The 17,459-nt window shown below is 66.5% G+C and carries 14 protein-coding genes; 6 read left to right on the top strand and 8 right to left on the bottom strand.

Annotated elements, in window-relative coordinates:
- Window positions 1–194: 194 nt before the first annotated feature.
- Window positions 195–1,064, bottom strand: coding sequence for a sulfurtransferase (locus QRQ56_RS17135; protein ID WP_438741713.1), 870 nt, complete (start codon window positions 1,062–1,064; stop codon window positions 195–197).
- A gap of 163 nt (window positions 1,065–1,227) precedes the next feature.
- Window positions 1,228–2,562: a dihydroorotase gene (locus QRQ56_RS17130; RefSeq protein ID WP_438741712.1), complete on the bottom strand. Its 1,335-nt coding sequence runs from the start codon at window positions 2,560–2,562 to the stop codon at window positions 1,228–1,230.
- A 101-nt stretch (window positions 2,563–2,663) separates the two neighbouring features.
- On the opposite strand from QRQ56_RS17130, the gene ygfZ reads away from it, so the two are divergent.
- The 6 genes from ygfZ (at window position 2,664) to QRQ56_RS17100 (ending at window position 9,216) form a co-directional block, all read left to right on the top strand.
- Entirely contained in the window at window positions 2,664–3,539 is an 876-nt protein-coding gene (ygfZ, locus tag QRQ56_RS17125) for a CAF17-like 4Fe-4S cluster assembly/insertion protein YgfZ (RefSeq protein WP_438741711.1), read from the top strand.
- Window positions 3,536–4,162 (top strand): DNA-3-methyladenine glycosylase I, encoded by a 627-nt coding sequence (locus QRQ56_RS17120; protein ID WP_438741710.1) that lies wholly within the window; start codon window positions 3,536–3,538, stop codon window positions 4,160–4,162. The genes ygfZ and QRQ56_RS17120 overlap by 4 nt, the downstream gene beginning before the upstream one ends.
- Window positions 4,159–4,773 (top strand): YfbR-like 5'-deoxynucleotidase, encoded by a 615-nt coding sequence (locus QRQ56_RS17115; protein ID WP_438741708.1) that lies wholly within the window; start codon window positions 4,159–4,161, stop codon window positions 4,771–4,773. The genes QRQ56_RS17120 and QRQ56_RS17115 overlap by 4 nt, the downstream gene beginning before the upstream one ends.
- A 169-nt stretch (window positions 4,774–4,942) precedes the next feature.
- Entirely contained in the window at window positions 4,943–5,449 is a 507-nt protein-coding gene (locus QRQ56_RS17110; RefSeq protein ID WP_438741707.1) for a tyrosine phosphatase family protein, read from the top strand.
- Window positions 5,450–5,468: 19 nt separating this feature from the next.
- Window positions 5,469–6,437, top strand: a complete 969-nt coding sequence (locus tag QRQ56_RS17105; protein ID WP_438741705.1) for an NUDIX hydrolase — start codon at window positions 5,469–5,471, stop codon at window positions 6,435–6,437.
- Between the two features lie 49 nt (window positions 6,438–6,486).
- On the top strand, window positions 6,487–9,216 hold the full coding sequence (locus QRQ56_RS17100) for a DUF2339 domain-containing protein (RefSeq protein ID WP_438741704.1): 2,730 nt from the start codon (window positions 6,487–6,489) through the stop codon (window positions 9,214–9,216).
- Window positions 9,217–9,219: 3 nt separating this feature from the next.
- On the opposite strand, the gene QRQ56_RS17095 is transcribed toward QRQ56_RS17100, so the two are convergent.
- The 6 genes from QRQ56_RS17095 to acuI all read right to left on the bottom strand — a co-directional run bounded on the left by QRQ56_RS17095 (window position 9,220) and on the right by acuI (window position 17,425).
- Window positions 9,220–10,908: a methyl-accepting chemotaxis protein gene (locus tag QRQ56_RS17095; protein WP_438741703.1), complete on the bottom strand. Its 1,689-nt coding sequence runs from the start codon at window positions 10,906–10,908 to the stop codon at window positions 9,220–9,222.
- A 282-nt stretch (window positions 10,909–11,190) separates the two neighbouring features.
- Window positions 11,191–13,161 (bottom strand): methyl-accepting chemotaxis protein, encoded by a 1,971-nt coding sequence (locus QRQ56_RS17090; RefSeq protein WP_438741702.1) that lies wholly within the window; start codon window positions 13,159–13,161, stop codon window positions 11,191–11,193.
- Between the two features lie 197 nt (window positions 13,162–13,358).
- Window positions 13,359–15,101 carry a methyl-accepting chemotaxis protein gene (locus QRQ56_RS17085; RefSeq protein WP_438741701.1) on the bottom strand — a complete coding sequence of 581 codons (1,743 nt, stop codon included), beginning with the start codon at window positions 15,099–15,101 and terminating at the stop codon, window positions 13,359–13,361.
- A 226-nt stretch (window positions 15,102–15,327) separates the two neighbouring features.
- A complete protein-coding gene (locus QRQ56_RS17080; protein WP_438741699.1) occupies window positions 15,328–15,561 on the bottom strand; it encodes a DUF6894 family protein in 234 nt (77 codons plus the stop codon).
- A gap of 164 nt (window positions 15,562–15,725) precedes the next feature.
- Window positions 15,726–16,325 (bottom strand): hypothetical protein, encoded by a 600-nt coding sequence (locus QRQ56_RS17075; RefSeq protein ID WP_438741698.1) that lies wholly within the window; start codon window positions 16,323–16,325, stop codon window positions 15,726–15,728.
- Window positions 16,326–16,438: 113 nt separating this feature from the next.
- A complete protein-coding gene (acuI, locus tag QRQ56_RS17070; protein WP_438741696.1) occupies window positions 16,439–17,425 on the bottom strand; it encodes an acrylyl-CoA reductase (NADPH) in 987 nt (328 codons plus the stop codon).
- Window positions 17,426–17,459 lie beyond the last annotated feature (34 nt).

Genomic DNA, 17,459 nt, shown 5'->3' with positions numbered 1-17,459 from the left:
CATTGGATGCAGGCGCCGGGGAAAGGTTCCGGGATTTCTGGTCCTGATCTTACCGTCATGGCCGGGCTTGTCCCGGCCATCCACGTCTTTGCCCGGGGCACTGAGAACGTGGATGCCCGGGACAAGCCCGGGCATGACGACCTTCTGTGCAGGTGCAGGCACGATCACCTCACTGAAAGGGCAAGAGCTGCTCTCTAATCCGTCTCGATCGGCAGGGCCGGGTCCCTCGCCCATTCGCCCATCGAGGCGTCGTAGAGGGTCAGCTTGTCGTAGCCGAGCTGGGTCAGCATCAGGAGGTCGATCGTCGCCGAGATACCGCCGCCGCAATAGAGGATGACATGCTTGTCGCGCGTGACACCAGCCGAAGCGAATTTGGCTTCGGCGTCGGCGAGGCTCGTCAGCGTCTTGTCGGCATTGGTGAGCGTGGCCGCGGGGACGTTGACGCTGCCGGGAACGCGGCCGGGCCGGCCGTAGCGGCTCGGCTCGAGCCCCCTGTGAAACTGCGGGGCGAGCGCGTTCACGATCACGGTCGAGGGATCGCCGATGCGTGCCTGCACGGCGGCCTTGTCCACGAAGAAGCCGGCGCGCGGCGAAGCCTTGAAGGTCGTGGCCGGATAACCCTTCGGTGCGCCCGTCTCGGTCGGCCGCGCCTCTTCCTTCCATTTGTCGAGACCGCCGTCGAGCACACGGGCCTCGACGCCGAGGGAGCGCAGCATCCACCAGAACCGCGTCGACCACATCATGGTGCCGATGCTGTAGAGCACCACGATCTTGCCCGCATCGAGGCCGTGGCGGCCGAAAGCAGCCTCCAGCTGGGCCACACCGGGCATCATGAAGAACTGCTGCGCGGAGACGTCGGAGAATTCGCCTTGCAGATCGAGAAAATCCGCGCCGGGAATGTGGCCGGCCGCGAACGTCTTGTCGCCGGGCACGGCGCGGTACGGCACGTCGCTGCCGGGCGGGACGGGCTCGTTATACGTCGTGCAGTCGTAGAGGCGGAGATTGGGATCGCCGAGGATGGCGGCGAGCTGCTCGGTGGTGATGAGGGCGGCTGGTTGGGACATTGGACTACTCTCCCGTTCGAGAGGGAATGTAGGCCTCTCCCCTCGTCATTGCGAGGAGCTCTTGCGACGAAGCAATCCAGGCTGCCGCCACGGAGAGATTCTGGATTGCTTCGCTGCGCTCGCAATGACGGGGATGGTAGGTTCGTCCCCCGACAGAAGCAACCTACTGCTTCAGCGTCTCCAGAAATTGCACCGCCTCGCCCTGAGCGGGCGTGACCAGCTCGCCCTGCCACATCACGCGGCGGCCGCGGATGAAGGTGCCGACGGGCCAGCCGGTGACGCGCACGCCATCATAGGGCGTCCAGCCGGCTTTCGACGCCACCCATTTGTTGGTGATGGTTTCGCTGCGCTTGAGATCGACGATGGTGAAATCGGCGTCGTAGCCGGCGGCGATGCGGCCCTTGCAGGCCATGTTGTAGAGTCGCGCGGGGCCGGCGCTGGTGAGGTCGACGAAGCGGGCGAGCGACAGGCGCCCCGCGTTGACGTGATCGAGCATCAGCGGCACCAGCGTCTGCACGCCGGTCATGCCCGAGGGCGAGGCCGGGTAGGTCTTCTGCTTCTCTTCCAGCGTATGCGGGGCATGGTCGGAGCCGAGCACGTCGATGATGCCCTGCTCGATGCCGCGCCAGATGCCGGCGCGGTGATCGGCACCGCGCACCGGCGGGTTCATCTGCGCCAGCGTACCAAGCCGCTCGTAGCACTCGGGCGCGACCAGGGTGAGATGGTGCGGCGTCGCTTCGCAGGAGGCGACATCCTTGTGGTCGCGCAGGAACTCGATCTCTTCCTTGGTCGAGATGTGCAGCACATGGATGCGCTTGCCGGTCTCGTGCGCGAGCTTGACGAGGCGCTGCGTCGCCATCAGCGCCGCGGTCTCGTCGCGCCACACCGGATGCGAGCGCGCGTCGCCCTCGATGCGCAGCGATTTGCGATCGTTGAGGCGATATTCGTCCTCGGCGTGGAACGCGGCGCGGCGGCGGATCACCTGGAAGATGCGGCGCAGGCTCTCGTCGTCCTCCACCAGTAGCGCGCCGGTGGACGAGCCGATGAACACCTTGACGCCCGCGCAGCCCGGCGCGCGCTCCAGCACCGGCAGATCCTGCACGTTCTCGCGGGTGCCGCCGATAAAGAAGGCGAAATCGCAATGCATGCGATGATGGGCGCGCTTGATCTTGTCGGAGAAGGTCGCCTCCGTCACCGTGAGCGGCGAGGTGTTCGGCATCTCGAACACGGCGGTGACGCCGCCCATCACGGCGCTGCGCGAACCGGTCTCGAGGTCTTCCTTCTGCTCCAGCCCGGGCTCGCGGAAGTGCACCTGCGTGTCCATCACGCCGGGCAGGATGTGCAGACCCTTGCAGTCGATGACCTCGGCGGCGGAGGCCTGCGACAAAGGACCCAGCTCGGCGATGCGGCCGCCCGTGATGCCGATATCGCGAACATTCTCGCCGTCCTGGTTGACGACGGTGCCGTTCTTGAGGATCACATCGAAGCGCTGGGTCATGGCTGAGGGCCTCTCTCATCCCCAAGCGCAGGGCTCGAGGTCTTGTCGTTCTTCGCTTGCGGGCTTACGTTCCGGAGCAACATGTCGCAAGAGATTTTCGCATGAAATCAGCGTTTCTTCCCGCCCGGGGCGTCATCAAGGTCGCGGGCGAGGATGCGCGCAACTTCCTCAACGGCCTGGTCACGACCGATGTCGACAGGCTGAAGCCGGGGCTGGGGCGATTCGGCGCGCTGCTGACGCCGCAGGGCAAGATCATCGTGGATTTCCTGATCACCGAGGTGCCTGCGGGCCACGGCGGCGGGTTCCTGATCGACTGCCCGAAGGCGCTGGCGGACAGCCTCGCCACCAAGCTGAAATTCTACAAGCTGCGCGCCAAGGTCACCGTGGAAAGCCTCGATCTGGGCGTGCTCGCGGCCTGGGACGGCCAGCCTGCGGCGCAGCCGGACCTTGCCTTCGTTGACCCGCGCAACGAAGGGCTCGGCACCCGCATCCTGATCCCGGAGGATCTCAAGCAGAAGCTGTCCGATCTCATCGGTGCCGAGCTGGTCGACGCCGCCGAATACGAAGCGCACCGCATCGCGCTCGGCGTGCCGCGCGGCGGGCTCGACTTCATGTACAGCGATGCCTTCCCGCACGAGACCAACATGGACCGCCTCGCCGGCGTCGATTTCGACAAGGGCTGCTATGTCGGCCAGGAGGTGGTCTCGCGCATGCAGCATCGCGGCACCGCGCGCACCCGCAGCGTGAAGGTGCTGCTCGACGGCCCCTCGCCCGAAGCCGGCGCGACCATTCTCGCCGGCGACAAGCCGGTCGGCACCATCGGCTCGACCTCGGGCGGCAAGGGCATTGCCCTGGTGCGCATCGACCGCGTCGCCGACGCGCTCGATGCCGGCGAGCCGCTCACCGCCGGCGGCCTCGCGCTGAAGCTGGCAGACCCCGACGTCGTCCGTATCCCCCTGAAGCAGCCCACCACATGAGCCGCGCTCCCCGCCTGCATCCCGACGGAAAAACCCGCTGCCCCTGGCCGGGCGAAGATCCGCTCTATGTCGCCTATCACGACACCGAATGGGGCGTGCCGGAATATGACGACCGCGCGCTGTACGAGAAGCTGATCCTCGACGGTTTCCAGGCCGGCCTGTCCTGGATCACGATCCTGCGCAAGCGCGACAATTTCCGCAAAGCCTTCGACGATTTCCAGCCGGAGAAGATCGCGCGCTACACCGACAAGAAGGTGCACGCGCTGATGAACGATGCCGGCATCGTGCGCAACAAGGCCAAGATCGACGGCGCGATCCTCAGCGCGAAGTCCTATCTCGACATCATGGAGAAGGGCCCGGGCTTCTCGAAGCTGCTGTGGGACTTCATGGACGGCAAGCCTAAGGTCAACCACTTCAAGACCACGGCGAGCGTTCCGGCCTCGACGCCCCTGTCGGCGCAGATCTCCAAGGACCTGTCCTCGCGCGGCTTCAAGTTCGTCGGCCCGACCATCGTCTACGCCTTCATGGAGGCGACCGGCATGGTCAACGACCATCTGGTCGACTGCCATTGCCACGCCAGCTGCGGCAAGACGCAGCGCAAGCCGCGCCTCAAGGCCAAATGAGCGCGAAGAAAACGGCAGGCGGCGCGGACACCCGCGCCTGGCAGCGCATGCTGTCGGGCCGGCGGCTCGATCTGCTCGATCCCTCTCCGCTCGATGTCGAAATAGCGGACATCGCGCATGGGCTGGCGCGCGTGGCGCGCTGGAACGGGCAGACCACCGGCGCGCATATCTTCTCCGTCGCGCAGCACACGCTGCTGGTGGAGACCGTGCTGCGGCACGAGATGCCGAATGTCGACCAGCGCATGCGGCTCGCCGCACTGCTGCACGATGCGCCGGAATATGTCATCGGCGACATGATCTCGCCTTTCAAGGCCGTGCTCGCCGGCAATTACAAGGCGGTGGAGATGCGCCTGCTCGGCGCCATCCACATCCGCTTCGGCCTGCCGCCGGTGCTGCCGGAGGAGATCACGCAGGCGATCAAGGCCGCCGACCGCGGCGCGGCCTATCTGGAGGCGACCGAGCTTGCCGGCTTCAGCGCGGCCGAGGCCAAGCGCCTGTTCGGCAAGGATCCCGGCCTCGCCGACAGCGTCCGCCGCGATTACCTCACGCCCTGGACCGCGGCGCGGGCCGAGAAGCAGTTTCTGGAGCGGTTCGGCGCGCTGTTTGCGTAGACATCATCCCTTCGTAGGGTGGGCAAAGCGACTTGTCCGCCATAGCTCGGAGAGCGACGGCGGAAGCGTGCCCACCAAACCGGCGAGGTGCGCGCAATTGCGAGATCGCGCTTTGCGCCTTTGCCCACCCTACAAGCGCTCGCTATAATCGCCGGCAAAAAGGTCCGCCATGATCCACGTCTGCTCCCTCGCCGCGCTTCCCGAAACCGTCCGCCTCACCAGGGCCAGCCACGTGCTGACCGTGATGGCCAATGTCGAGCAGGTGGCGCGGCCGGTCTCCGTGCTGCCGGCCAATCATCTCAAGGTGTCGATGGACGACATCACCGAGGAGATGGACGGGTTTGTCGCGCCGTCCGAGACGCATATCGATCAGGTGCTGAATTTCGTGCGCGGCTGGGACCAAGCTGCGCCGCTGGTGGTGCATTGCTATGCCGGCATCAGCCGCTCCACCGCGAGCGCGTTTGCCGCGGTCTGCGCCCTCAATCCCAATCGCGACGAGATCGAGATCGCCAGGAAGATCCGCGCGGCCTCGCCGATCGCCTCGCCGAACCGGCGCATCGTCGGCCTCGCCGACCGCGCCCTCGGCCGCAACGGCCGCATGCTGCGCGCGCTCGACGAGATCGGCCCGGGCGCGATGATGGTCGAGGGCCGCCCCTTCGTGATCGAGCTCGAATGACAGCTGCGATGTCAGTCGCATGAGCGAGACGCTGCTGACCCCGATCGAGATCGGCCTGACCGCGGCGATCGTCGCGATCGAGGGGCACGAGCCGCTGATCCTCACCGCACGCGGCGGTGACGGGCTGGCCGGCCTGCCGTCCGGCCCGTTCGACGCGCTCGCGCACCGCACCTTCGAGATCGGCCTGCGCGCCTGGGTCGAGGAGCAGGCGGGCTTGCGGCTCGGCTATGTCGAGCAGCTCTACACGTTCGGCGATCGCGGCCGCCATGCCGAGGCCGGCGACACCGGGGCGCATATGGTGTCGATCGGTTATCTCGCCCTGACGCGCGCGGTGGACGGCGAGCTCGCAGCCAACGCGGCGAGCTTCGCGCCATGGTATCACTTCCTCCCCTGGGAAGACTGGCGCGAGCAACCGCCGGCGATCATCGCCCGCGACATCATTCCTGCGCTGACCGAATGGGCCGCGGAGGAGACGCCGGAGAGCACGCGCGCGCTGCCGCGCAAGGATCGCGTGCGGTTCTATTTCGGCCTCGACGGGGCTGCCTGGGACGAGGAGCGCGTGCTCGACCGCTACGAGCTCTTGTACGAGGCCGGGCTGGTCGAGGAAGCGCGGCGCGACGGCCGCCCTGCGGCATTGGGGCGCGAGACGCTGCCTCCGCTCGGGACCTCAATGCGGTTCGACCACCGCCGGATTCTCGCCACGGCGATCGCCCGGCTCCGCGCAAAACTCAAGTATCGTCCTGTGGTGTTTGAACTTTTGCCGCCCGAATTCACACTCACAGAACTGCAGCATACGGTGGAGGCGATCTCCGGCCGGCACCTGCACAAGCAAAATTTCCGCCGCCTGGTCGAAACGGAAGCCCTGGTCGAACCGACCGGGGTGATGTCGACACAGACGGGCGGACGGCCGGCGGCGCTTTACCGCTTCCGCCGCGACGTGCTCCAGGAGCGGCCCGCTCCGGGGTTGCGCGTACGCTCCCGGCGCTAACTCAAGACTTGCGTGATCGGTCCCTGCCCGCCGATCACCTGGAGGCTACATGTTCGACGGCCCGTTCGACGTCTTTGCGCTGATCATCGCGATCATCGCCATCCTGATCGCCATCAAGGCCTCCAGCCAGGCAGCCGAGCTGCGTCGGAAGTTCAACGCGCTCGAAGAGAGGTTCTACGCGCTGCGGCCGGTGCAACCGCCTCCGCCATTGCCCGTACAGACGCAAGTCGAAGCGCCCGCGACGGCTGCAGCCGCCGAGCCCCCGCCGCTCGCCCCTGAGGCCGACGCCGAAGCGGCCATGCCGCCGCCCGTCACTGCAGCGCTTTCGCCGCCCCCGCTCGCAAGCGGCCCGCAGGCCGATGCTCCGCCGCCGCCGCTGCCCGCGCGCGCGCCTGATAGCCGAGAACCCGGCTTTGAGGAGCGGCTCGGCACCCGCTGGGTGGTGTGGATCGGCGGCCTTGCGCTCGCGCTCGGCGGCTTCTTCATGGTGCGCTACTCGATCGAGGCCGGCCTGCTCGGCCCCGGCGTGCGCGTGTTCCTGGGCGGCCTGTTCGCAGCGGCGCTGCTGGCGGCCGGCGAATGGACACGGCGCAAGGAGAGCATCTCCAACATCGCGGCGCTGCCGATCGCCAACATCCCCGCGATTCTCACCGCGGCGGGAACGGCGGTGGCGTTCGCCACCATCTACGCCGCCTACGCGCTCTACGGCTTCCTGGTGCCCGCCACGGCCTTCGTGCTGCTCGGCATCGTGGCGATGTGCACGCTCGCTGCCGCGCTGCTGCACGGCCCGGCGCTTGCCGGCCTCGGCGTGGTCGGCGCCTTCGTGACGCCGCTTCTCGTCTCCAGCGGCAAACCGGACTATTGGGCGCTCTACATTTATCTTGCCGTCGTCACCGCCGCGAGCTTTGGCCTTGCCCGTATCCGGCTGTGGCGCTGGCTTGCGGTCACCACGATCGCCTTCGCGGTGCTCTGGCTCTTCCCGGGTCTCGACACCGAGCAGGTGCAGGTCGCGCCGCACGCCTTCCATGTCATCGCGGGCTTCGTGCTGGCCGCGCTCCTCGTCGTCTGCGGCTTCATGTTCGGACCTGCGATCGAGGACGGCGAGATCGAGCCGATCTCCTCGGGCGCGCTCGGTGCCTATCTGTTCGGCGCGATGCTGATCGTGCTGTCGAGCGCGCATGCCGATCTGGCGCTGGTCACGTTCGCGCTTCTCGTCGGCGGCACCCTGTTCGTCGCCTGGCGCACGTCCGCCGCCACCGGCGCGATCGGCGCGGCCGCGGCGACGGTCTTCATCGTGTTCGCCGAATGGGCGGTACGCGCCAACCCCGACATGCTGGTGCTGCCCGGCGGCCCCATCGCGGGCATCGGCCCCACCGCGACCGACAGCTCCGTCACGCTGCATCTGGTGACGGCCGCGATCTTCGCCGCCGGCTTCGGCATCGCCGGCTTCCTCGCACAGGGCCGGTCGAACTCGGCGATCATCCCCGTGGTGTGGTCGGTCGCGGGCGTTGCGACGCCGATCGCAATCCTGGTCGCGCTCTACGCGCGGATCGCCCATCTCGACCGCTCGATCCCGTTCGCTATCCTCGCGGTGCTGCTCGCAGCAGCCTTCGGCGCGGCGACCGAGGCGCTGACGCGCCGCGAGACCCGGCCGGGCACCATGATCTCCGCCGCCCTGTTCGCAACCGGCACGCTTGGTGCGCTGGCGCTGGCGTTGACCTTCGCGCTGGAGAAGGGCTGGCTGACGATCGCACTGGCGCTGATGTCGCTCGGCACCGCCTGGATCTCGCTGCAGCGGCCGATCCCGTTCCTGCGCTGGCTCGCCGCGATCTTCGCCGGCCTCGTCACCGCGCGCATCGCCTACGATCCGCGCATCGTCGGCGACGCCGTCGGCACCACACCGATCTTCAACTGGCTGCTCTGGGGCTATGGCCTTCCGGCGGCATCGTTCTGGGCCGCGAGCCTGTTCCTGCGCCGCCGCGCCGACGATCCGCCGCTGCGCATGGTCGAAACCGCCGCGATCCTGTTCACTGCACTGCTTGCGTTCACGGAGATCCGGCACTTTGCCACCGGTGGCGACATGATCTCGCCGCCCTCGCTGCTGGAGTTCGCGCTGCAGGTCTGCGTCACGCTCTCGATGGCCATCGGGTTGGAACGCTTGCGGCTGCGCAGCCACAGCGTCGTGCACGATGTCGGCGCCGTCATCCTCACCGCGATCGGCGGGCTCGTCAGCGTTGGCGGCCTCCTGATCCTGGAAAACCCGCTGATCTGGCGGATCGACGTCGGCGGCGCGGTGTTCAACCTGCTGCTGCTCGGCTATGCGCTGCCGGCCGTGCTGATGCTGTTATTGTCCTACGCGGTGGCCGGATCGCGCGGCAAGGCCTACGCCAACACCATCGCCGGCGGCGCGCTCGTGTTCGCGCTGGCCTATGTCACGCTGGAGATCCGCCGCTTCTATCACGGCCCGATCCTCTCGACCGGGCCGACGACCGGCGCCGAGCAATACACCTATTCGATCGGCTGGCTCGGCTTCGGCGTGGTGTTGCTGGGGGTCGGCATTCTCGTCAACTCCGAGCGCGCACGGCTGGCGTCGGCCGCCGTCATCGCCCTGACGATCCTCAAGGCCTTCGTCATCGACATGTCGACGCTGACCGGCGTCTACCGGGCGCTGTCGTTCATGGGGCTCGGCATCGTGCTGGTCGCGATCGGCTGGCTGTACCAGCGCATCCTGTTCCGGCGGCAGGTCGCGCCGCCGCCGGCTCCGCAATCGGGAAGTTGAAGATCAGGCCGCGCGGACCGATTCCAGGAACTGCGCGACCTCGACCTTCAGACGCGTGCTGTCGGTCGCCAGCGATTTCGCCGCCGACAGCACCTCGACGGAGGCTTCGCCCGTCTCGATCGCACCGCGCTGAACGTCAGTGATGTTCGCCGAAACCTCCTGCGTGCCGACCGAGGCCTGCTGGACGTTGCGCGAAATCTCCTGCGTGGCCGCACCCTGCTCTTCGACGGCAGCGGCAATCGCCGCGGACACTTCGGACAGCCGCTCGATGGTGCCGCCGATCTCCTGGATGGCGCTGACGGATTCCTGCGTCGCGGCCTGGATGCCCGACACTTGCGCGCCGATCTCGCCGGTCGCCTTCGCGGTCTGCTCGGCCAGCGCCTTGACTTCGGAGGCGACGACCGCGAAGCCGCGGCCGGCTTCGCCCGCGCGCGCCGCCTCGATGGTGGCGTTCAGCGCCAGCAGATTGGTCTGGCCCGCGATGGTGTTGATGAGCTCGACGACGTCGCCGATGCGGGAGGCAGCCTGCGACAGCGCGTTGACGCGTTCGTTGGTCCGCGCGGCCTGCTCGACGGCTTCCGCCGCCATCCGCGCCGAATCCTGCACGCGGCGGCTGATCTCGGTGATGGAGGACGACAGTTCTTCGGATGCGGAGGCGACTGCCTGCACGTTGGTGGAGGCTTCCTCGGACGCCGCCGCGACCACGGTCGCGAGTTCCTGGCCGCGCTGCGCGGTGCCGGTCAGCGTCGAGGCCGACGCCTCGAGCTCGGTCGAGGCCGAGGAGACGGTACCAACCACTTCGCCGATCATGGCTTCGAACTTGGTGGTGATGGCATCGACGCGGCGGCCGCGCTCGATCTTGGCTTCGGCATCGAGCCGGGCCGCCTCGTCCGCCGCCCGCTTGGCGATCAGCGCTTCCTTGAAGATCTGCAACGCATCCGCCATCGAGCCGATCTCGGTCTTCTCGCCGCGATGCGGCACGTCGGCCGAGAGGTCGCCTTCGCCGAGCGACTGCATCGGCTTGATGATCGAGGCGATGCCGCGCGACACGTCGCGCACGAGATAATAGGCTGCGGCGATCGCGATCACGACCGAGAGGACGATGATGCCGACCAGCACGCGGAAGATCATGGCATAGCTGTCGGCCGCCTGTTTGGTCTCCAGCTCGGCGCCGCTGTTATTCATCTCGATGCCCTTCTGGAGCAGCGGATCGGCCGCCTGCGCCATCTTGGCGACCTTGGTCTGCAGCATCTCATTGGCGTCGGCCGGGAACTTGCCGACGCTCTTGCGCGACAGCGCCATCACGTCCTGCACGCCGGTCAGATAGTCGGCCCAGGCCTTGGTCCACTGCCCATAGAGCGAACGTTCCTCGGCCGAGGTGATCAGCGGCTCGTAGACCTTGCGGGTCTGGTCGATGCGCGCCTGCAGCGAGGCGAGGCGCTTCTCGGCGGCTTCCTTGCCCTCGGCCGTGTCCTGCATCAGATGCAGGCGAAGCGCGACGCGCAGCTCGTTGATGTCGGCGCGCATGGAGCCCAGCGCACGCACGCTCGGCAGCCAGCTCTCGGCGATCTCGACGGTGTGAGAGTTGATGTTCTGCATCGTGCCGATCGCCGTGACGCCGACACCGGCGAGCGAGAGCACGAGGACCGACAGCACGGTCAGCAGCTTGAAGACGATCGACAACTTCGACATCACACAAATCCCGATGAAACCCAAAACGCACAAATCACCTGCGCCGCAATCGTCACGACGGACGACAGGGCGGGGTCATTCCAACAATGCTGGCTGGTTCTTATCCCGTAAGATTGCGCTCATAGTTGCAAACAGGCGTTAACAGGACGCTACGTTGAACTACGGAATTCGGCAGCGGCGCCGTTATATGATTCGCAACAATCCGTTACCGCGGGGCCGGCATGGTGCGTTGCCACATCAGCGCACCGGCCACCTGGCGCGCCGGACCGGCCGGCCGGCCGATCAGGCCGCCCGCACCGTCTCCAGGAAGCGCGAGACCTCGCTCTTCAGCCGGTTGCTCTCCTGCGACAGCGATTGGGCCGCCGAATGCACCTGCGCCGAGGCAGCGCCGGTCTCGCCCGCGCCGCGCTGGACGTCGCCGATATTCGCGGAGACGTCGGAGGTGCCCTGCGCGGCGTGCTGGATGTTGCGTGAAATCTCCTGCGTGGCGGCGCCCTGCTCTTCCACCGCCGCGGCGATGGTCGAGGAGATCTCCGACATGCGCGCGATGGTGTCGCCGATTTCCTTGATCGCGCCGACCGAATCCTCTGTCGCGGTCTGGATCGCGTCGATGTGCTGGCTGATCTCGCCGGTGGCCTTCGCGGTCTGCTCAGCCAGCGCCTTCACTTCGGTCGCGACGACGGCGAAGCCCTTGCCCGCCTCGCCCGCCCGTGCCGCCTCGATGGTCGCGTTGAGCGCCAGCAGGTTGGTCTGCGCAGCGATGGTGTTGATCAGATCGACGACGTCGCCGATGCGGGAGGCGGCCTTCGTCAACTCCGCGACACGCGAATTGGTACGCTGCGCCTGCCCGACAGCGACATCGGCGACGCGGGCGGATTCCTGCACCTGGCGGCTGATCTCGGAGACCGAAGAGGTCAGCTCCTCGCTCGCGGACGACACCGACTGCACGTTCGCGGAGGCTTCTTCGGAAGCCGCGGCCACGGCCGTGGCGAGGCTGTTACCCCGCTCGGCCGCGTGCGTCAGCGTGTTGGAGGACGCTTCCAGCTCGGTCGCCGCCGACGACACGGTCTCGATGATCTCGCCGACCGCGCCTTCGAAGCCGTCGGCGAGCCGCTGCATGTCTATCTTGCGCTGCTGGCGGAGGCGCGCCTCCGCCTCGGCCTGCTCGGCGCGCAACCGTTCGGCTTCAGCCATGTTGGTCTTGAAGACCGCGACCGCGCCGGCCATCTCGCCGATCTCGTCCTTGCGGCCGACGCCGGGGATCACGACGGAGGTATCGCCGTTTGCGAGGCCAGTCATCGACCGCACCATGGCGATCAGCGCGGACGAGATCGAGCGGCCGATGAAGAAGGACACGCTTCCGACCAGCAGGATCGAGCATCCCAGCGCGACCCACATCCACAGCTTGATCGAGGCTCGCGTCGACGCTTCGGCGGCCTGCGCCGCATCGTAGCGCTGAGCAACGCTCTTCTCGATCTCTTCGAGGACTGGTTCGATCACCCGAAACTCCTTGGACATCGCCGAGCCGTGCGCGGTGAGGTCCTGCGCGCCGGCCGCCCAGGCCGAGAAGTCGCCCTCATATTTGGTGAGCTTACTGCCGATATCCGTCTTGATCGCCGCGGGAATCGTCGACGCGTCCACCAGCTTGGAGAACTCCGCGGCGGTCTTCTTGAGAGCCTCCACGTATTTCTGGTCCCGTCGCAGCATGAAGTCCTTCTCGTGACGACGCATCATCAGCATTCCGCTGGTGAGCCTGGGGTCGTCGACCTCCTTGAGCTTGGTCTCGATGTCATGGACCGCCGCGCGCAGCGAGCCCGACAGGCCGAGGGTCTCGTTCAAGCCGAGCTTGACCTCGGCCTTCTCGACGGCCGCAAACTCGGTCACGTATTTCTTGAACCCGGTGCGGGCCTGCGACGCCTTCTCGCCAATCGTCGCGTATCCCGCCGCACGCGCTGCGCCGCCGAGGCCGTCGAGGTTGCGGACGATGTCGGAGGCGAGCTCGGCGTGATGCTTCGCGTAGGACTGGTCACGGCGGAGCTGGAAATCCTTCTCGGCCCGGCGCGCTTCGAGCATTTGCTGCGAGACCCGCTGGTTCAGATCGGACATCCTGCGCGCGCTGTCGGCGGCATCGCGAGACGCGTCCTGGGAGAGGCTGCCGATCTGGTAGATCGAGCCGAAGGCAACGAGCCCGATGAGACCGAACAGTCCGATCGCCATGACCTTGTGCGTGAGGCGAATGGAAATGCCGCTCATGAACCCGCTCCAACGATTGAGACGCAATACGCAATGGGCGACTCAGCACCCGGGAAATTGCGGCAATCATGACCGCATCGGTTTTCCGGAACGTTAATCCTGCGCGCACGAAAATCGCAGCGAAGAACTACGAGAGCGCGCAGCCGCCGCGCAGTCACGCGCGACGGTTGCAGATTGTCTATCGAGAGACGTCGCCGTCAGGCGGCGCGCACGGTGCCGAGAAACTTGCCGACCTCGAGCTTGAGGCGGTTGCTGTCGCCGGACAGCGATTGCGCAGCCGCCAGCACCTGCGAAGACGCCGAGCCGGTCTCGCTCGCACCCTGCTGCACGTCCGTGATGTTCGAGGACACCTGCTGCGTGCCTTTCGACGCCTGCTGCACGTTGCGGGAGATTTCCTGCGTCGCCGCGCCCTGCTCTTCGACGGCCGCGGCGATGGTCGATGAGATCTCCGACAGCTTCTCGATGGTGTCGCTGATGTCCTTGATGGCGCCGACCGAATGCTCGGTCGCGGTCTGGATGCTGGCGATCTGCTGGCCGATCTCGCCGGTCGCCTTCGCCGTCTGTTCCGCGAGCGCCTTGACCTCGGAGGCGACCACGGCAAAGCCGCGGCCCGCCTCGCCGGCGCGCGCGGCCTCGATAGTCGCGTTGAGCGCCAGGAGATTGGTCTGGCCGGCGATGGTGTTGATGAGCTCGACCACGTCGCCGATCCGCGCCGCCGCCTTCGACAATTCACCGACGCGGTCGGTCGTGGTTCGGGCCTGGCCGACCGCCTCGCTCGCGACGCGGGCGGATTCCTGCACCTGCCGGCTGATCTCGTTGATCGAGGACGACAGTTCCTCGGTCGCCGAAGCCACCGACTGCACATTGGTGGAGGCTTCTTCCGACGCTGCCGCGACCAATGCGGTGAGCTCCTGCGTGTGCTCGGCGGTCGAGGTCAGCGTGGTCGCGGAAGCTTCGAGCTCGGTCGAGGCCGAAGACACCGTGCCGACGATCTCGCCGACCGCGGACTCGAACGTGTCCGCGAGCTTGTGCATCTCGACCTTGCGCTGCTCGGCCGCGACCGCATCCTGCCGCACCTTGGCTTCCGCTTCCTCGCGCGCCTTCTGCTCGGACACGACCTTGAATTTCTCCACGGCGCCCGCGACCTCGCCGACCTCGTCCTTGCGGCCGAGGCCCGGGAGCACCACCGAGAAGTCGCCGCCGGCGAGCTTCTCCATCGCCGAGGTCAGCGCGCGCATGGGCCGCGCAATGCTGAAGACGGAGAAGATGCACGTGCCGATCAGGACGAACGCGACCAGCGCGCCTGTGATCATCGACGTCCGGGCCACCGACTCGGCCTCGGCTTCCGCTTCCGCGCGCGCCTCGACGCTCTTCTGCTTGGCGAAATCGGTGATCTGGTTTGCCAGCTCGGAAATTTCTTCGTTGATCGGCGCGAGCGTTCCTTTGCGAATGCGATCGATCTCACTCGCAAGCTTGGCGAACTGCTCCGCCGCTTCCGCGTCCCTTTTCCCTTCCAGCGCGAGCTCCTGCTTGCGAATGGCCGCGATCTGCTGCTGGCCCTTGCCGAATTCGCCGACCAGCGTGGTCAGGCGGTCGATCCGCTTGCGGTTTTCGGGCGAGCGCGAGAGCTTCGCCATTTCGTTCGCAAACTTCGTGGCAGCGGTCTGCCGGTCGTTGAAGTAGGTGGCTGCCTTCTGCATGTCGGCCAGCGAGGCGGACGTCAGAATATCGCGAATGCCGATCTGCATGCCCCGGACTGATGCCTTCGCTTCAGCGGCATTTTGCGCGATCGCCTGCTGTCCCGACGCGGCATTGCCGAGCTTCTGGACATCGGCATTTCCGCTCATCTGCAGGAAGATCATGAGCGCGACGAGCCCGATGGTCAGCGCGGACGTGACGGCGAGCTTGGTGCCAATTCGCAGGTTCTGAATGAACATCATCGAAGTATCCCCGGAGGTACGCATTTGCCGCGACGAAGCGCGTGCTTAACCCGGGAACGCTAACCGCGAGGTACCTCATTAACGTTAAGCAGGGCCACGGGTGAGCTAGGTAGAAATACTGAAAAGCTGTCTAACCTTCTGCGTTCTCGCAGCTTTTGCGTGCAATGAAGTTTAGTTCGCGAATTCGCACGCATCGGCACCGTTAACGCGGTGCCGTCCACGATCGTCAGGGTATGCTCTCGCCGAGCAGGCTGATGCGAAACACCGGCTTCTTGTTCTCGTCGAGCAGCTCCATGCACCACTCGGCGTTGGGCTTCAAGCTGCGTGCGATGCCGCCAAGCAAATTGGCACAGACCTCGGTCATCTCGGTCCAGGCGGCTGTGCGATCCTCGAATTCGTACGGCTGGTCGGCAGCACCGGAATAGCGACCGGTACTGATGCGGAAGAAGTACAGCGACATCGTTGAACCCTTTTATCGGGCCGCGCCCCCCGGCCGTACGCAAACTGGAGCGCGAACAGCTACCAACGCATGAAAGCCGCCGTCCGTATGACTACGGCGCGGCGGCTTCGTGTTCGATGGAGGTCTTCAACGACAAAGTGCGCGGACCGTCCCGCGCGACCGTCTCACTGGGTCGAGCGGCGCAGCTCCAGTGGGCCCTCGTTCCTGGCAGGCTCCGACTTGATCTCCGACTTCACCGGCTCGAGCCGGCTGCTCTCGACGCGCGGCGTCTCCACGCGCGCGGCGACTTCGGTGTTGGCCGGGGTGACCGAACCGGTGTGCTCGGCCCTGTGCAGCGAGCGCGGCCGCGCCGCGGCGCGCGCCATCAGCATCTGATTGCCGCCCTGGTGATGGAAGTCGCAATAGGCGAAGCCCATGCCGGAGACCGAACCGCGGAAGCTGCGATCGTCGGTCTTTTCCAGGTTGAAACAAGGCTCGAACGGAATGCCTTTGATCGAGGCGCAGACGTTCTGGCCGCGGATCTGGAGCGTATTGCCGGGGAGCCGGAGATGCTTGACGGGGCCTGCGCCCGAGAACTGCACCGCACCGGCGGCGCCGAGATCGTCGAGGATGCGGCCCGCACCACGGGTGCCGTCGAAACAGGTGAAGGCAAACACTTTGCCGGCCACGAAGCGACGCGCCTCGTCGGCGTTCATGCCTCCGGCAATGGCCGGCGCAATCGTCGCCGCCGCCGCGACAGCCCCCAACACAATACGCGCAAGCATGCTCAACTCCGAACTAACCCCCGCAGCGGGCGATGCCTTATCTCTTTACCCGCTGCTTACCATACTAACCAAGGCGACATTGAAGCAGCTTGGTTGGTAAAGTCTGAACGCGGTTAAACAATTTTTACCACGATTCGACCGCGGACCTCGCCGGCCAGGATTTTCGCGCCCCATTGGGGCACCTCGTCCAGCGAAATTTCATGAGTAATTTCAGATAGTTTTGCCCGATCCAGATCGGAGGCCAGACGCTGCCAGGCGGCTTTGCGCGGCTCGATTGGGCACATCACGGAATCGATGCCGAGAAGGCACACCCCGCGCAAAATGAAGGGTGCGACAGAAGACGGCAGGTCCATGCCGGCCGCCAGGCCGCAGGCCGCGATCGCGCCGCCGTACTTCGTCATGGACAGGAGATTCGCCAGCGTCGTGGAGCCGACGCTGTCCACGCCGCCCGCCCAGCGCTCCTTGGCGATCGGCTTCGCCGCCCCCGACAATTCGTTGCGGTCGATGATTTCGGCGGCGCCGATGTGCTTGAGATAGTCGGCCTCAGCGGCGCGGCCGGTCGAGGCGATGACGTGGTAGCCGAGCTTCGAGAGCACGGCGGTCGCAACCGAGCCGACGCCGCCGGCAGCGCCGGTCACCACCACCGGGCCGCTCTTCGGCGACAGGCCGTGCTTCTCCAGCGCCAGCACCGACAGCATCGCCGTGAAGCCGGCGGTGCCGATCGCCATGGCGTCGCGCGCCGAGAGCCCTTGCGGCAATGCCACCAGCCAGTCGCCCTTCACCCGGGCCTTCTCTGCATAGGCGCCGAGATGGGTCTCGCCCATACCCCAGCCGGTGCAGACGACCTTGTCGCCGGCTTTCCATTGAGGATGCGAGGATGCCTCGACCGTGCCGGCGAAATCGATGCCTGCGATCATCGGGAAGCGGCGCACCACCGGCGCCTTGCCGGTGAGCGCAAGGCCATCCTTGTAGTTCAGCGTCGACCATTCCACGCGGACGGTGACGTCGCCTTCCATCAGCTCGGCTTCGTCGAACTGCGTCAGCGCGGCGGTGGTGCCCTTGTCCGCCTTGTCGATCCGGATCGCCTTGAATGTGGCCACGACTGAACTCCCTGACTTGTTTGTCGGGATTGTT

The sequence above is a fragment of the Bradyrhizobium sp. U531 genome (genome assembly GCF_051710265.1).
Taxonomy (GTDB): domain Bacteria; phylum Pseudomonadota; class Alphaproteobacteria; order Rhizobiales; family Xanthobacteraceae; genus Bradyrhizobium.
The sequence above is the reverse complement of the archived record's forward strand: the minus strand, read 5'-3'. Positions and strand labels throughout refer to the sequence as shown.

Coding starts and splice junctions, on each gene's coding strand:
- QRQ56_RS17085 (WP_438741701.1), bottom strand. CDS start 15,101: ATGATGTTCATTCAGAACCTGCGAATTGGCACCAAGCTCGCCGTCACG.
- QRQ56_RS17075 (WP_438741698.1), bottom strand. CDS start 16,325: ATGCTTGCGCGTATTGTGTTGGGGGCTGTCGCGGCGGCGGCGACGATT.
- QRQ56_RS17130 (WP_438741712.1), bottom strand. CDS start 2,562: ATGACCCAGCGCTTCGATGTGATCCTCAAGAACGGCACCGTCGTCAAC.
- QRQ56_RS17105 (WP_438741705.1), top strand. CDS start 5,469: ATGAGCGAGACGCTGCTGACCCCGATCGAGATCGGCCTGACCGCGGCG.
- QRQ56_RS17100 (WP_438741704.1), top strand. CDS start 6,487: ATGTTCGACGGCCCGTTCGACGTCTTTGCGCTGATCATCGCGATCATC.
- QRQ56_RS17110 (WP_438741707.1), top strand. CDS start 4,943: ATGATCCACGTCTGCTCCCTCGCCGCGCTTCCCGAAACCGTCCGCCTC.
- QRQ56_RS17080 (WP_438741699.1), bottom strand. CDS start 15,561: ATGTCGCTGTACTTCTTCCGCATCAGTACCGGTCGCTATTCCGGTGCT.
- QRQ56_RS17090 (WP_438741702.1), bottom strand. CDS start 13,161: ATGAGCGGCATTTCCATTCGCCTCACGCACAAGGTCATGGCGATCGGA.
- QRQ56_RS17135 (WP_438741713.1), bottom strand. CDS start 1,064: ATGTCCCAACCAGCCGCCCTCATCACCACCGAGCAGCTCGCCGCCATC.
- QRQ56_RS17120 (WP_438741710.1), top strand. CDS start 3,536: ATGAGCCGCGCTCCCCGCCTGCATCCCGACGGAAAAACCCGCTGCCCC.
- QRQ56_RS17115 (WP_438741708.1), top strand. CDS start 4,159: ATGAGCGCGAAGAAAACGGCAGGCGGCGCGGACACCCGCGCCTGGCAG.
- QRQ56_RS17095 (WP_438741703.1), bottom strand. CDS start 10,908: ATGTCGAAGTTGTCGATCGTCTTCAAGCTGCTGACCGTGCTGTCGGTC.
- ygfZ (WP_438741711.1), top strand. CDS start 2,664: ATGAAATCAGCGTTTCTTCCCGCCCGGGGCGTCATCAAGGTCGCGGGC.